Origin of the sequence: Mesorhizobium delmotii (genome assembly GCF_900149755.1) — a bacterium.
GTDB lineage: Bacteria > Pseudomonadota > Alphaproteobacteria > Rhizobiales > Rhizobiaceae > Mesorhizobium > Mesorhizobium delmotii.
The window spans coordinates 77,592-91,216 of sequence record NZ_FUIG01000022.1 but is presented as its reverse complement, the minus strand read 5'-3'; the positions used below and the strand labels follow the sequence as shown (position 1 = coordinate 91,216).

Sequence of the window (13,625 nt, the reverse complement as noted above, 5' to 3'; positions counted from 1 at the left end):
CGGTCTCATTTTGCAGCTGTAAGCGGCGCCTTCTCGGCAGGGCGGGGCCGGCGGCGCATGCGGCGCTTGGCAGCGACCTTCAGCGCAACCGGCGGATCGCTCGACAACGCCCCCAGAACGGCTTCGACCATGCCATACGCGACAAAATCGGCGTTGATGTCATTGGCCAATTTGACGGCTGCCTCTTTGTCGTCGCCGTCCTCCGACCAGAACACGATGCCTACCCGCAGCGCCGACTTGGCACGTTTCAGCCGACGAACCAGGAAACGGGCGTGCTTGACGGAGTCGCGGTTAAGGAATCCGACTACGACGGTGTCGACAGCATCGAACTTGAGCCGGCGAATGCTTGCCGGATCCATATCGGCAAAGCTCGCCTTCGAGACGGTCGCTCCCTGGACTTCGAGCACCTGCGCCAGCATGGCGGCGGCGGCATCATCAAGTTCGCCGCGTCCGCCGGCACAAAGCACCGACATGTCCGTGCCATCAGGCAGTTCGGTGTCGTCCTCGCTCTCCGCTTGAGCCTGCTTTTCCTCATCCGCTGTGGCAGGCTCGGCCGCAGCCGGGTCATCGTCCTCCTCCGCTTCCTCCCGTGCGCTGTCGTCGAGGTTCGCCACCAGCGTCTGCGCACTGGCCGCCACCTGCCGTCTTTGCTCATCGCCCATGACACCCCGCACGCGATCCTGTTCGCCGAGCAGAAGTGCGGGAATGGCGACCCTGTCATAGAATTCGAACAGATATTTTTCCTCCAGGATCTCCTCGGCGTGATCAGTGGCTTCTTCCGGATCGCCGGCCAACAGCCGTTGGTAAAGCCGAGCATGTAGCTCGAGCACGGGTTCGTTGCCGAATAGGACGTCGAGGAATTCGAACTGCGGCACGTGCCTGCCGAGCACGACGAGACAGACCGTGAGCGGCGTCGACAGAACCAGGCCCAGCGGGCCCCAGAGCCAGGTCCAGAAGATCGCCGCGACAATGATGGCCAATGGTGAGAGCCCGGTGCGCGAGCCGTAGAGCCAAGGTTCGACGACGTTGCCGGTGATCATTTCCATGACCACGAACAGCCCGGCGGTCCACAGCACGAGCGACCAGCCGGGAGCCACGGCAAGCGCCAGGAACAGAGGCAGCAGCGCACCAATGATCGGGCCGATATAGGGAACAAAGCGCAGCGCCAACGCCAGCAATCCCCACAGCAGTGCATTGGGTATGCCGAGAACCCAAAGCCCGAATGCAATCGGCACGGCGTAGACGATGTTCACCACTAATTGCATGAGCAGATATCGGCCGACCCGCTTGCCCGCTTCCTGGAGCGCCTCGGTGGTCCGATGAAGATCGCCGTAGCCGACGAGACGTATGAAACGATCGCGCAGGTCCTCGCGCTCGAGCAGCATGAATATGACGACGACGATGATCAGGCCGGCCGATGCCAGCGGGCTGATCAGCGGCCCGATCAAGTTCTGGAGAACCTGGAGCGGCCTTTCGCGCGCGATGATCTCGACAGGCACCGGCTCGCGCTCTGGCTCATCTGCGGCGGGCGGTGAGGTTTCCTGCCTGTCGAGTTCCTGGCCAACGCTTTCGATCACCCCGCTCAGCCTGGCGATGATGCCTCCGCCGATGCCGGTTTCCTTCAGGGACCTGACCTTGGTCAGGATATTCGACTGGTAAAGCGGGATGTTCTGCGCCAGTTCGCTGACCTGCGTGGCGACAATGAAGGAGAACAGCGCAAGGACCGTGAATGCGCCCAGCACAGTGGCGATGACGGCCGGAAGACGGGGAATGCCGATTCGCTTGAGTACGGAAACCATGGGTGCAAGCGCAAAGGTAAGCAGCAGAGCGATTGCGATCGGCAGGAATACCTCGCGCCCGAAATACAGGGCGGCAACCGTAGCCACGACGGTCGCGACGGTCGGCAATGACATGCGCGGGAGGACCCTGGCACCGGAAACAATGCCCACCACCCCGGACTCCGACGGGTGCATGCCGTTTCGACGATTGGCCGCCACTTGGTGCCTCCACCCTGCCAATCACCATGATCAGGCATATTGAGCCGGCGCGCAACTTTCGCTTCTTCGCACCGGCGAGCTCGAAAACGCGAGCGGCAAGGGCTTGGCGGCCCAACTGGACAGCCGGACGGGCGCTTGGTCGTCGGACACAACAACTGACGTAGTGATCGGATTCCGCACTGCAGAAGACGAGGTCAGGCTTAATCCGAATGACGCAGCCAATGACGATCGAACACGTCGAGGATGGACCGGAATTCGGCCGGCGGGATCTGGTTGGCGCCGCCGTCGCTGTCTCCGGCGAGGAATTGCGCCAGCTGCCGGTCGACCATTTCCGGCTGCTCAATTGCCACGCCAAGCGAAGCCAAATCCCTAGCGATCGACCCGTCGGGCGGCAGATATCCGCCCCAGGCCTCGGGCGCCGGTTCGCGCAAGCGGACGATCAGGATCCTGGTCAGGGATGGCTGCGGCTCCGGGCCGATGATGGCGCCGCCGACCATATAGCCGCCAAGCACGCTCCCTGGCCGCGAGTGCGGGAACAGGCAGAGGAAGAAATGGGCATCGCCGCCGGTTTCCTTCAGAAACGCATAGAGCCCGCGTTTTGCCGGGCTCACCGGTCCGCCGACCTGCAGTTGTCCGGTCGGCAACACCTCGCGATAGGCGGCAGTCAGGCCGTGTGCACCCGGCCCGGTCTCTATCGACAGGCTGCCCCTGATTAACCGGCCGCGATAATAGGGCGACAAGGCATGCGAATAACATGCGTAGGTTCCGGCAAGGGCCAATCCAAGGCTTCGCTCCTCATGCCCCGACGCCGTCTCGAAATGCGCACCGGCGCGGCGTTCCAGTTCGGCCCTCTCGACGCCGTGGCGGGCGCAGATCGCCGCCGTAAAGCCTGACAGGTCGCTCTCGGCGATCCAGGCGCCGGGCTGCTCCAGCTTGAGAAGCTTCGACCAGTCGTCGTAGACGCTGAGCTCGCGTGGCTGGGCGCGGCCCTGCAGCCATTTGTCGGCACGGCCGAGATCGAACGCCGTCTTCGGGTTGACGCCCCGGAACGCCGCCGCCAAATCCTTGCGGGCGACGGTTCCCAGCAAGGCTGCAGTCAACCGTAACTTCTGCGCGATATGCTGTGCCATCCCCACCTGCCCCTTTATGCCACCGCAAGGCATAGCATGTGCCAGCACTTGCTCCCACCGCATTCATTGCCGGCCGGAACTCTCCTAAAGTCCATATTCCAGGAAATCCGCAGAATTCCACGCCGCTCCACGCGCCTGCCCTTTTCGCCCCGCCGGGCGGCGCTAAGGTCGCGCAGGGCAAGGGCAAGTTATGAAACTCACGCTACCTAGGCTTGAATACCAACACCCTTCCTCAGCCATTTGAACGACGGCGAAGCCGAGCTCTCGGCACCGGCACAAACCAGCGTAGATGCCGCCTCAACAAGGAAGGAAAAATTCGATGTCCTGGATTGCCTCCCCCAAAATCCCTTTCACCGCGGTTGCGGCTGGATCCGCCGCACTGCTGCTGCTGACCTTCGGGCCGGATGGACCGTCGCGTGCCGCTGCCGGCTCGCGCGCGGCAGCGACATATGGCAAGGCGGCTCCTGCGGCGCCGGTCATCGATCCGACGCGCATCGAAGTCGACGGCGGCGCGCACGTGATACGCTTTTACATCGACGGCAAGCAGGTCGCCCTACTCGACTCGACCGGCTTCAAGGATTGATCTTCACACCAGCGCGGACGCGACGAAGCGCGCGAATAGCTGCCGCCGTCTTGCGCGGACGACGGTCACCACGGAGTGACCGTCAAACCCTGCGCGACATGGCGCACCCTGCTGCCTTGATGCGACTGTAAGCCTGACTCGCGCCGGTTCGTTGCAGCCGCGCTTTTCCACAAGCCATATTCCAGGAATTCCGCAGAATTCCACGCCTTTCCGCGTAGCGGCCATGTTCGGGCCGGCGGCTGGCGTTTACCTACGTTAACCATTGAGGGACGCCGTTATGAAACTTGCTCTGTCTGCACTTCTCGCCGTGCTCGCCCTTTCGCAAACCGTGGAGGCTAAAACGAAAGTCGTTGCCACCGATGCCAATGCGGCGACAGCCGAGAAAAGCCGGCCGCCGCTCGACAACAAGTCCACCGGCGGGATCACCGCGTCGCCCGGTGCGATGGCAGCGCCGGCCGACAAGAATGTGTCCAGTCCGTATCCGCCGGCGATCTATTTCGATTTCTAGAGTTTCATCCATCCCTGATGGAGGGGTTCTACCTTTTATTTCGACCGCACCGCGCTTGCGGTGCCCGGGATCGGCAGGCCCTGGGATCGACAGGCCCGATCGACAGGCCTCGGGATCAACAGACTTGGCGGCGCGCCAGGCCGTGACAGGATTGTTCCGTTCACCTCCGGCCTCAGCCGACCCTGACGACGAAATGCTTCATCACCGGCTCGATGATTTTCCACGTTCCCTTGAAATCGGCTTCAACCACGAAGGCGTCGCCGGGGCCGACTTCGACGGGCGCGCCGCCATCGGGCGTGATGACGATGCGCCCAGCGATCATGTGCACGAATTCATAGTCGCTGTAGGTTGCGTGGTAGGTACCGGGGGTGGCCTGCCAGGTTCCCGACATGACTTTGCCGTCCGCTGTGGTGTGCTGGACGGCGGTCTTCATGGTCGGGTTGCCGTCGACCACGACCCAGCCCGCGAGATCGCCCGCCTCGGCGTTTTCGACCGCGCCGAATTTGAGGATGGTCTTCTCTGTCATGGTCGGGCTCCGTTTGGAACTGTGCCGGCATTGGCTGCCGGTCAATAGCTGAAGCACCTGAGATGAGCAACGCGGGTGCCCTGCTCGCTTCACGAGCCAGCGATGCCACGGTTTGCCACCACGCTTGACCTTGCCGCCATCCGCCGGATAGTCCGTTGTCCGGCTTCGATGAAAGGCCCTGATATGACAGACGCGATCGTAAGAGACAGCAACGGCGCCCAGCTGAACGAGGGCGATTCCGTGACCCTGATCAAGGATTTGAAGGTCAAGGGCACGTCGGAGACGATCAAGCGCGGCACGCTGGTGAAGAACATCCGCCTCACCGGCAATCCCAGCGAGATCGAGTGCAACACCAAGCAGGTGAAGGGCCTGGTGCTGAAGACCGAGTTCCTGAAAAAGGCGTGATCGCGTGGAGTCTTGACCCGTGATCCGGGGCCTTGCGGCCTCCAGAACCCGGCGCGGCGCCTCTAAGTTGAGCAGGCGAATGACGGCACTGACGGAGCCTGGCTAACCGGCCGGCGGAGCCACTCCTTGAAAGCCGCCGAAAGTGCGATATATCAATGACTAAGCGTGCGCTGCACGCGACGTAGTGCTTTGGTCAAACTTCACCTGTGGAGGTTGTCATGGCAAACGGTCTGATGGAAGGAAAGAAAGCCCAGGACTGGATCAACCTGATCCTTGCGGCATGTCTGTTCATCTCACCCTGGGTCATCGGCTTCGTTGCTGAAACCGCTCCTGCGTGGAACGCCTGGATTGCCGCAGTCGTGCTCGGCGCCTTGGCTCTCGCGGCGCTTTCGGTATTCGCCGAATGGGAAGAGTGGGTGAACCTTGTCGTCGGGCTCTGGCTGATCGTCTCGCCCTGGCTGCTTGGCTTCACGGCAAACGTCAACGCGATGGGAACCCATGTGGTCCTCGGCGTGCTGGTGGTTGCGGCATCGGCCTGGGCGGTCTGGGACTCCCGTCATCATCCGCCAGCGCATGCGTGATCGGTGACGACCAAGGGGAGGAGCCCGGCGCGCGAGCGGCGGGCTCTTCCTAAGCCTGAGATCGGTACGCAGGCCCGCTAGCCGGGCCAATCATTTCCTTGCGCTCAAAAACCAGCCGCCCGGCGGGTGCAGATGGCAGCGCCGCCGCGGCTTCCTGGTATAGACGCCGACGAGCATCCTGCTACACTCCGTGAACTTCCGCTTATGTTGCATTGCGTTAGATTTGTTGCATTGCAATATCAATGCATTGCGTCGAGTCTTCGCAACGGGGCTTTTTCAACGACCTATGTGAGGTTTCGCCGTGTCAGCATTGTTTCGGCCTGATATCGAAGGGCTGCGTGCGCTGGCGGTGTCGGGCGTCGTCGCGTTTCATTTTGGTCTGTCGGACCTGCCGGGCGGGTTCACCGGCGTCGACATCTTCTTCGTCATTTCCGGCTATCTGATCACCGGCCAGCTGCTGCGGGAAATCGCCGAGGACGGCAGGCTAGACCTGTGGCGGTTCTATGCAAGGCGCGCGCGACGCCTGCTGCCGGCCTCGCTGTTCGTCATCTTCGCCACGCTGGTCGCGGGCTACTTCATCCTGTCGCCGGACGAACAGTCGCTCTATTCGAAAGGCGCCATGTATGCCTCGGCCTATGCGATCAATTTCTGGCTGATCCGCTGGTCGTTCGACTATTTCGCCCCCGATGCGGCGAACAACCCCTTCATCCACTTCTGGTCGCTCTCGGTCGAGGAGCAATTCTATCTCGTATGGCCGGGGCTGCTTCTGCTGGCTGCGTGGCTGCGCCCGGGCAAGCGCACTGCGATCCTGGTGATCGGCCTCACCGGCGCGGTGTCGTTCGCCGTCTGCGCCTGGCTTACCACCGTGGCGCAGCCCTGGGCCTTCTATTTCTCGCCGCTCAGGGCCTGGGAATTCGCCGCCGGCGGCCTGGCGACGATGGCGCCGGCAAAATTCTGGCGAGAGCGCCCGCAACTGGGCGCGGCACTGGCATGGCTTGGCCTGGCGCTGATCGCCGGCGCCTATCTGACCTTCAGCGAGCAGGACACCCCCTTCCCCGGCGTCGCGGCGGTGGTGCCGGTGGCCGGCACCGTGCTCCTTTTGCTCAGCGGCTCCGGCAATGTCCAAAGAGGGCCGAGTGCCATGCTGGCGCTGCCGCCTTTGCAATGGCTGGGGAAACTTTCCTATTCGCTCTATCTCTGGCATTGGCCGGTCGTCGTCTATGCGACGATGATGGTGCCCGACCTCTCCTGGCCCGGGCGGCTTGCCTGCGCGGCATTGACGCTGGCGCTGTCGATCTTCACCTATCATTTCATCGAAAACCCGATCCGTCGCAACGGCTGGCTGATGGCGCACGCGGCGCGCGCGCTAATCCCCGCCGCAATGTTGACCGGCGCCGGCGTCATGGCGACTTACGCCAATGCGCGCCTTGCCGTGGACGACCTCGATCCCTCACAACGCATCATTGCCGAAACTGCCGCGCAGCCCTCTACCGCGCGCGCCGAGGTGGGCTGCGTTCTCGACTACGAGACCGTGACGCCGAAGCCCTGCGTGTTCGGCGCCAAGAATGCCGAGCGCTCGATTGCGCTGTTCGGCGATTCGCATGCCGACCACTGGTCGACGCCGCTGATCGAGGCGGCGAAGAAGAACGACTACAAGGTCGTCACCTGGCTCAAAGCCGCCTGCCGGGCGTCGCGGCTGACGGTCTGGAGCTCGAAGCTGAAGCGCGACTACACCGAGTGCGATCAATGGCGCGAGCAATCGATCAAGGAGATCATCGCCCTGCGCCCGAGCCTGGTGGTGATCTCGGAGATCTCGCTGACCAGCTCGCGCAAACTGTCGCCCGACGCGCAGCAATCCGACAGCCTGGATCAGGACTGGCAGGCCGGCCTTCGCGCAACGCTGGAGGCGTTCAGCCAGGCCGGGCTGAAAGTCGCCTTCATCCGCGATGTGCCGTTCAACAGCATGTTTGTCGACACCTGCGTGGCCCGCGCGCTGTGGCGTGGACAGACGCCATCGATATGTGACGCGCCGCGAACCGACGCCGCCAACGACGCCATGGCCGCGTTGGAGCGCGACATCGTGCGCGCCGTCCCCAACGCGACCTATATCGACATGACGGACCGGTTCTGCGACGCCAAGACCTGCCATGTCTTCATCGACGGCAAGCTGGCCTACCGCGATCGCCACCACATGGCGACGCCCTTTGCGCAAACGCTGGAGCCGCCGGTCGAGCGCGCGCTGTTCTCGACCGGGGCGGCGGAGAAATAAGGGCGGCGCAAAGACGCGCCTTTCACCCGCTGTCTCAGTGCAAGCCAAACTCGCGCAGCAATTCTTCACGATAGCGCACGAAGCGGCTTTCGCTGCGATCGCGGGGGCGTGGCAGTTCAACGTCGACCAGCCGCGCCGTGCCGCCTTTCTCCCTGGGCAGGATCAGCACCCTGTCCGCAAGATAGATCGCTTCTTCCAGATCATGGGTGACCATGACCATAGTGACGTTTTCCTCGCTCCAGATGCGCGCCAGTTCCTCTTGCATGCCGATCTTGGTCATCGCGTCGAGCGCGCCTAGCGGCTCGTCGAGTAGCAGGATTTCAGGCCGCACGGTCAACGCCCGGGCGATGCCGACGCGCTGCGCCATGCCGCCCGAAAGCTGCCTGGGATAGGCATCGCTGAATTCGGCCAGACCGACGAGCGCGGTATAGATGCGGGCCTTGTCCTCCGCCTCCGCCTTGGGCACGCCCCGCACTTCGAGGCCAAAGGCGACGTTGCCGAGTACCGTCAGCCACGGCAGCAGGCGCGGTTCCTGGAAGATCACCGCGCGCTCGGAGCCGACGCCATGGATCGGCTTGCCGTCGATCGCGACACCGCCACTGTCGGCAGCCTCCAGCCCGGCAAGAATGCGCAGCAGCGTGGTCTTGCCCGATCCGCTGGCGCCGACAATGACGAGGCATTCGCCGGAGCGGATGTCGAGGTTGAGCGCCCTCAGCACGGCAAGCGGGCGCCCGCCAAGCGTGAAGGATTTGGAGAGGTCACGTATCGTGACCTCGCCGCCGCTTGTGGTGGCCATGGCCCGTCTCCCGGTCAGTTGGTTTTCGATTCGCCGCGCCGGTAAAGGATGTCAGCGGCTTTCAGCCTGCCCTTGGGCAGGCGGCCGTCGCGCTCGAGCACGCTGACCCAGAAGGCGATGTCGCGGTCGTCAGCCTTCGCACCTTCACGCAGGCCGAAGCCGGTCCAGTAGCGCGCCAGCTCGCCATTTTCGCCACGCTTGTCGAGGATGTCCGCGAGCACCTTGCGCGCCTCGTCCGGGTTCTGGCGCGACCAGTCGGCGGCGCGGGCCGACTGGTCGACGAAATTGCGGGCGCCATCCGGATGCGCCGTGATGAAGTCGCGCCGCACGACGATGAAGCCGCCGGCCAGTTCGCCCAGCACGTCGGTGTCGTTGAACACGCCGCGCACGCCGCCATTGTCGACCAGGGCGCCGGCAAAGGTCGCCTGCCAATAGCCCAGTCCCGCGATATCGACCTGGCGTGACCGCAAAGTCTGTTCAAGCTGGGGCCCCGGCACCACGACCAGGTTGGCGGCATCCGGCGGCAGGCCGACGCCGTGCAGCGCCTCGCGCACGGTGTAGTCGAGATGCGCGCCGAGCGTGTTGACCGCGATGGTCTTGCCGGCGATGTCGGCAATCGATTTGATCGGACTGTCTTCCAGCACGTAGAAGACGCTGCGCACTTGCCTGTTGATGCCGTTGCTTGGATAGGCGGCGACGAAGTCGTTGCCGCCGGAGATCGAGTTGATCACCGCAGCGGTCGCGGCCGAGCCGAGATCGACGCTGCCGGAGGCGAGCGCGAACAGCGATTCCGGGCCGCCGCTGGAGTAGCCGACATTCTCCAGCTTGACGCCGAGGCCCTCGAAATAGCCGAGCGCGTCCGCCAGCTCATGCGGCGAGATGCTGCCGCGGCTGGCGAGGTAGCGTAACGTGACCGGCGCGGCTTGCGCAACGGCGAAGCGGGGCAGGCCGGCGGCGATGATGCCGGCGGCAAAGGGAGCGCCCGCAAGCAGGGAGCGGCGAGTGATTGGCATGGGTCCGGTCTTTCCTGTTGGAGAGGGTGGTGCCTGTTGAAGAGGATGGTGAAGGCTGGTCAGTCGATGCTCCAGCGACAGAGCCGCCGCTGCAGGCTGACCAGCGCCTGGTTGGCGATCAGGCCGAGGCCGGCGAGGATGACGATCGCCGCAAACATCAGCGGGATCTGGAAGTTGTACTGCGCGTTCATCACCTGGAAGCCGATGCCCTTGTTGGCGCCGATCATTTCGGCGGCGATCAGCAGCAAGAGCGCCGTGGTCGCACTCAGCCTCAACCCGACGAAGATCGACGGGACGGCCCCTGGAAGCACGACCCGGTGAAACACGGTGAGCCGCGCGGCGCCATAGACCCGGGCCATCTCAAGCAGTTTCGGATCGACTTGCTTGACGCCGCTGATGGTGTTGAGCAGCAGCGGAAACAGCGTCGCCCAGAAGATGACGAAGACCTTTGATGCCTCCCCCAGCCCGAGCAGCAGGATGAACACCGGGTAGAGCGCCAGCGCCGAGGTCTGCCGGAAAACCTGCAGGATCGGGTCAAGCGCGGTTTCGACGGCGCGCACCTGGCCCATGAACAGGCCGAGCGGGATAGCAACCGCCACTGCCGCCGCGAAGGCGAAGCCCGCGCGCTGCAGGCTGATGGCGATGTCGCCGAGCAAGGTGCCACCGGCCAGACCGTTCCACAATGCGGTGACGATCGTGTCGATCGGCGGCAATACCGCAGCGTTCACCCATCCCGCGCGGCTCGATACCTGCCAGATCGCGAGGAAGCCGATCAGGATGCCGTAACGGGACAGGAAGCGGACGACAGTCCGATTGGCCAGGCGCGGGAAATCGGCGCCAAGGCTGGTTCTGCCGTCATATGCAGCGATCGTGACCCGCTGCTCGATGTGCTGCAAACTCATCGTCTTGCCCTTTGCTTTAACAGACTCTATTCGGCGGCCAGCACCTTGGAGCGGGCGGCGGTCCAGGGGTTTTCCGGCCGCCTGAGGCCGAGATTCTGGCGCAGCGTGCTGCCTTCGTAGGCGGTGCGGAACAGGCCGCGGCGCTGCAGCTCGGGGATCACCAGGTCGACGAAATCGTCGAGCGCGCCAGGCAGCCACGGCGGCAGGATGTTGAAGCCGTCGGCGGCGTCGTTGCCGAACCACTCCTCCAGCTGATCGGCGACCTGCACCGCGCTGCCGATGACGGTGTAGTGGCCGCGGGCCGTCGCCACCCACTGGTAGAGCTGGCGGATGGTGAAGTCGTGCTCGTCGGCAATCTTGCGGATCAGTGCCTGGCGGCTCTTCATGCCTTCGGTTTCCTTGCTCGGCGGCAGCGGTCCGTCGAGCGGATACCCGCTGATGTCGAGCGTCTGGCCGGCCAACCCGTTGAGCAGGGCCACGCCATCCTCGGGCAGGATCAGGTCGTTCAGCTGCTGGTACTTGGCGCGGGCTTCCTCTTCGGTGCGGCCGACGAAGGGAGCTACTCCCGGCATGATCAGCACCTGTCCGGGATCGCGGCCGACCGCCGTCACGCGCGCCTTGATGTCGCGGTAGAACTCTTGCGCCGAGGCCAGATTCTGATGGGCGGTGAAGATGACCTCAGCCGAATGGGCGGCGAGCCTGCGGCCGTCCTCCGACTGCCCGGCCTGCACCACCACCGGGTGACCCTGCACCGGGCGCGGCACATTGAGCGGGCCTTTGACGCTGAAATGCCGGCCCTTGTGGTCGATGTCGTGAAGCTTATCCTTGTCGTAGAAGCGCCCCGACTTCTTGTCGCGGATGAAGGCATCGTCTTCCCAGCTGTCCCACAGCGCCTTGACCGTCTCGACATGCTCATGCGCCCGGGCATAGCGCTCGGCGTGGGCAGGCTGCGTCTCGCGGTTGAAATTGCGCGCGGTCTCGTCGCCCGCTGAGGTCACGACATTCCAGCCGGCCCGGCCATTCGAAAGCAGGTCGAGCGAGGCGAACTTGCGGGCGAGCGTATAGGGCTCCTCATAGGTGGTGGAGGCGGTGGCGATGAAGCCCAGATGCGTGGTGAGCGGCGCCAATGCGGCGAACATCGTCACCGGCTCGAACCCGGCGATCTTGGCATTGCCGCCTTCGCGGGCGCCAAGGCCGACGGTCAGATTGTCGGCGAGGAAATAGGCGTCGAACAGGCCGCGCTCGGCGGTCAGCGCGAGCTGCCTATGGAACTCGAAATTCGTCGCGCCGTCGGCCGGAGCGTTAGGATGGCGCCAGGCTGCGATGTGCTGTCCGCCACCGGGCAGGAAAGCACCAAGCTTGATCTGCCTGGACTTGCTGGATCTGGTCATTGCGGGCTCCTTCTGAGCTGTGCGGAAAGGGCATCGAGGGTCACTGGCCGGTGTTCAGGCGGCAAGACCTACGCTGCGTGGCACCACCCGGCATGCTTCGGCGACCGCTTGCCTGGCGCGAGCATGGATGGCTTCGGACACCAGCACGCCGTTGGCGAAGTCCTTGTCGGAGGCGTAGATCGCGGTTGGCAGCGTCAGCGCCTCGAAGAAGCCGAACAGCGGCCGCAGCTGATGTTCGACAACCAGTGAATGACGATCGCCGCCGCCGGTCGCAGCAAGGATGACCGGCTTTCCCCTCAGGGATGACGGGTCGAGCAGGTCGAAGAAATGTTTGAAAAGCCCGGTGTAGCTGCCTTTGAAAGTCGGCGAGCCAATCACCAGGACATCGGCGTCCAGCAATTGCTCGACGATGTTCCTGGCCGACGGATCCAACTCGCCAATGCGCCTTGCCTGCGGGAAGGACTGACCGAGATCCTCGATGTCGAAAACGGTCGAGGCTGCACCGGTGCCGCTCGCCAGCTCCGCGACGATGTGGCTGATGAACGCCTTGGTCTTGGACGGACGGGTCAGGTTGCCCGACAGCCCCACCACCAGGGTTTTCGACATTTTGGGCTCCTCGCAAAACGGCTTCTGTGTATTAAGTCTACTTAGTTTATAGAATTAGATCAGAAAGAAGATTTCAAAACGAGCCCTTCAAGCGGATTGAGTTTGCGGCACATCGCCGTTGATTGGTTCTTTCGACGCGAAATGCGAACGCCGTGTCTGGCAACGGCGCCTTGACCGCATTCCGGCCACGCGTTGATGATCTCAAGCGCACCAAAGGTATCGGCCCGGGGATTCGCATGAAAACAGCCGTTCTGATATATCTGCTCCTGCCCTGTTTGCTGGCATCGCCAGCGCAGGCGGGATGGAAGCCGGTCGAGAAGGTCGAGACCTACGCCGTTTCAGGGCAAACCGGTCCCCAGCTCCACGCCTCGATGGGCGAGCGCGGGCCGATGATCGGCAAGGGCAAGGTCCGCGCCATGGCCTACACCAATTTCAAGCTGACCTGGGTCAGGGACTATCAGCGACAAGGCAACGCCTGCGTGCTGGTGTCGGCGCGGCCGAAGCTCATCATAACCTACACCTTGCCCAAAACGTCCGGGCCGGTGCCGGCCGCCGTGCAGAAGAGTTGGGACGTTTTCGCCGCTGGCCTCGCCGCCCATGAAAAGGTGCATGGCGACATCATCGTCGACATGGCCCGCAAGATCGAGACGGCGACCATCGGCCTGTCCGTCCCCGACGATCCCGGCTGCAGCAAGATCAGGACCGAAATGACAAGGCGGCTTGCCGAACTCTCCCAGGCGCAGCGGCAGGCAAGCCGCGATTTCGACCGGGTGGAATTCGCCCCGCGCGGCAATCTTCAGCAGCTCATCGTTAATTTGCTGATGGGGCGGTAGGGGAGGATGGAAACCACGGCAAGGCTGGCGGCGGACAGGTCGGCGGGACAGCGCCCCCCTCTGTCCTGCCGGACATCTCCCCCAC

14 protein-coding genes are annotated in these 13,625 nt (G+C 63.8%); 6 read left to right on the top strand and 8 right to left on the bottom strand.

Annotation, left to right across the window (positions count from 1 at the left end; translation table 11 throughout):
• Positions 1-5: 5 nt before the first annotated feature.
• Together BQ8482_RS13290 and BQ8482_RS13285 are read right to left on the bottom strand one after the other, a co-directional pair.
• On the bottom strand, positions 6-1,997 hold the full coding sequence (locus BQ8482_RS13290) for an AI-2E family transporter (RefSeq protein ID WP_244602784.1): 1,992 nt from the start codon (positions 1,995-1,997) through the stop codon (positions 6-8).
• Positions 1,998-2,197: 200 nt separating this feature from the next.
• Positions 2,198-3,127 (bottom strand): hypothetical protein, encoded by a 930-nt coding sequence (locus BQ8482_RS13285; RefSeq protein ID WP_123148038.1) that lies wholly within the window; start codon positions 3,125-3,127, stop codon positions 2,198-2,200.
• Between the two features lie 319 nt (positions 3,128-3,446).
• On the opposite strand from BQ8482_RS13285, the gene BQ8482_RS13280 reads away from it, so the two are divergent.
• Positions 3,447-3,710 (top strand): hypothetical protein, encoded by a 264-nt coding sequence (locus BQ8482_RS13280; RefSeq protein ID WP_123148037.1) that lies wholly within the window; start codon positions 3,447-3,449, stop codon positions 3,708-3,710.
• A 277-nt stretch (positions 3,711-3,987) separates the two neighbouring features.
• On the top strand, positions 3,988-4,218 hold the full coding sequence (locus tag BQ8482_RS13275; RefSeq protein ID WP_123148036.1) for a hypothetical protein: 231 nt from the start codon (positions 3,988-3,990) through the stop codon (positions 4,216-4,218).
• Between the two features lie 172 nt (positions 4,219-4,390).
• Here the strand turns inward: BQ8482_RS13275 and BQ8482_RS13270 are convergent, their stop codons facing one another.
• A complete protein-coding gene (locus BQ8482_RS13270; protein ID WP_123148035.1) occupies positions 4,391-4,744 on the bottom strand; it encodes a cupin domain-containing protein in 354 nt (117 codons plus the stop codon).
• Positions 4,745-4,927: 183 nt separating this feature from the next.
• On the opposite strand from BQ8482_RS13270, the gene BQ8482_RS13265 reads away from it, so the two are divergent.
• The 3 genes from BQ8482_RS13265 (at position 4,928) to BQ8482_RS13255 (ending at position 7,999) form a co-directional block, all read left to right on the top strand.
• Entirely contained in the window at positions 4,928-5,149 is a 222-nt protein-coding gene (locus tag BQ8482_RS13265) for an alkylphosphonate utilization protein (RefSeq protein ID WP_123148066.1), read from the top strand.
• 218 nt (positions 5,150-5,367) lie between these two features.
• Entirely contained in the window at positions 5,368-5,730 is a 363-nt protein-coding gene (locus BQ8482_RS13260; RefSeq protein ID WP_123148034.1) for an SPW repeat protein, read from the top strand.
• Positions 5,731-6,031: 301 nt separating this feature from the next.
• Positions 6,032-7,999: an acyltransferase family protein gene (locus BQ8482_RS13255; RefSeq protein ID WP_123148033.1), complete on the top strand. Its 1,968-nt coding sequence runs from the start codon at positions 6,032-6,034 to the stop codon at positions 7,997-7,999.
• A 34-nt stretch (positions 8,000-8,033) separates the two neighbouring features.
• On the opposite strand, the gene BQ8482_RS13250 is transcribed toward BQ8482_RS13255, so the two are convergent.
• The 5 genes from BQ8482_RS13250 to msuE are packed head-to-tail and all read right to left on the bottom strand — an operon-like array spanning position 8,034 to position 12,707.
• Complete coding sequence (locus BQ8482_RS13250) at positions 8,034-8,795, bottom strand: ABC transporter ATP-binding protein (protein ID WP_123148032.1); 762 nt, start codon at positions 8,793-8,795, stop codon at positions 8,034-8,036.
• A gap of 14 nt (positions 8,796-8,809) precedes the next feature.
• Entirely contained in the window at positions 8,810-9,808 is a 999-nt protein-coding gene (locus tag BQ8482_RS13245) for an ABC transporter substrate-binding protein (protein WP_123148031.1), read from the bottom strand.
• A 59-nt stretch (positions 9,809-9,867) separates the two neighbouring features.
• Entirely contained in the window at positions 9,868-10,710 is an 843-nt protein-coding gene (locus BQ8482_RS13240; RefSeq protein ID WP_123148030.1) for an ABC transporter permease, read from the bottom strand.
• A 26-nt stretch (positions 10,711-10,736) separates the two neighbouring features.
• Positions 10,737-12,101, bottom strand: coding sequence for an LLM class flavin-dependent oxidoreductase (locus BQ8482_RS13235; RefSeq protein ID WP_123148029.1), 1,365 nt, complete (start codon positions 12,099-12,101; stop codon positions 10,737-10,739).
• A 54-nt stretch (positions 12,102-12,155) separates the two neighbouring features.
• Complete coding sequence (gene msuE, locus BQ8482_RS13230) at positions 12,156-12,707, bottom strand: FMN reductase (RefSeq protein ID WP_123148028.1); 552 nt, start codon at positions 12,705-12,707, stop codon at positions 12,156-12,158.
• Between the two features lie 236 nt (positions 12,708-12,943).
• Between msuE and BQ8482_RS13225 the strand changes: the two genes are divergently transcribed.
• Positions 12,944-13,540: a DUF922 domain-containing Zn-dependent protease gene (locus BQ8482_RS13225; protein ID WP_123148065.1), complete on the top strand. Its 597-nt coding sequence runs from the start codon at positions 12,944-12,946 to the stop codon at positions 13,538-13,540.
• The last annotated feature ends 85 nt before the right edge of the window (positions 13,541-13,625 follow it).

What these genes read in the sequence shown, in the direction of transcription:
- BQ8482_RS13285 (WP_123148038.1), bottom strand. Translation starts at nt 3,127, where the DNA reads ATGGCACAGCATATCGCGCAGAAGTTACGGTTGACTGCAGCCTTGCTG.
- BQ8482_RS13280 (WP_123148037.1), top strand. Translation starts at nt 3,447, where the DNA reads ATGTCCTGGATTGCCTCCCCCAAAATCCCTTTCACCGCGGTTGCGGCT.
- BQ8482_RS13275 (WP_123148036.1), top strand. Translation starts at nt 3,988, where the DNA reads ATGAAACTTGCTCTGTCTGCACTTCTCGCCGTGCTCGCCCTTTCGCAA.
- BQ8482_RS13270 (WP_123148035.1), bottom strand. Translation starts at nt 4,744, where the DNA reads ATGACAGAGAAGACCATCCTCAAATTCGGCGCGGTCGAAAACGCCGAG.
- BQ8482_RS13265 (WP_123148066.1), top strand. Translation starts at nt 4,928, where the DNA reads ATGACAGACGCGATCGTAAGAGACAGCAACGGCGCCCAGCTGAACGAG.
- BQ8482_RS13260 (WP_123148034.1), top strand. Translation starts at nt 5,368, where the DNA reads ATGGCAAACGGTCTGATGGAAGGAAAGAAAGCCCAGGACTGGATCAAC.
- BQ8482_RS13250 (WP_123148032.1), bottom strand. Translation starts at nt 8,795, where the DNA reads ATGGCCACCACAAGCGGCGGCGAGGTCACGATACGTGACCTCTCCAAA.
- BQ8482_RS13245 (WP_123148031.1), bottom strand. Translation starts at nt 9,808, where the DNA reads ATGCCAATCACTCGCCGCTCCCTGCTTGCGGGCGCTCCCTTTGCCGCC.
- BQ8482_RS13240 (WP_123148030.1), bottom strand. Translation starts at nt 10,710, where the DNA reads ATGAGTTTGCAGCACATCGAGCAGCGGGTCACGATCGCTGCATATGAC.
- BQ8482_RS13235 (WP_123148029.1), bottom strand. Translation starts at nt 12,101, where the DNA reads ATGACCAGATCCAGCAAGTCCAGGCAGATCAAGCTTGGTGCTTTCCTG.
- msuE (WP_123148028.1), bottom strand. Translation starts at nt 12,707, where the DNA reads ATGTCGAAAACCCTGGTGGTGGGGCTGTCGGGCAACCTGACCCGTCCG.
- BQ8482_RS13225 (WP_123148065.1), top strand. Translation starts at nt 12,944, where the DNA reads ATGAAAACAGCCGTTCTGATATATCTGCTCCTGCCCTGTTTGCTGGCA.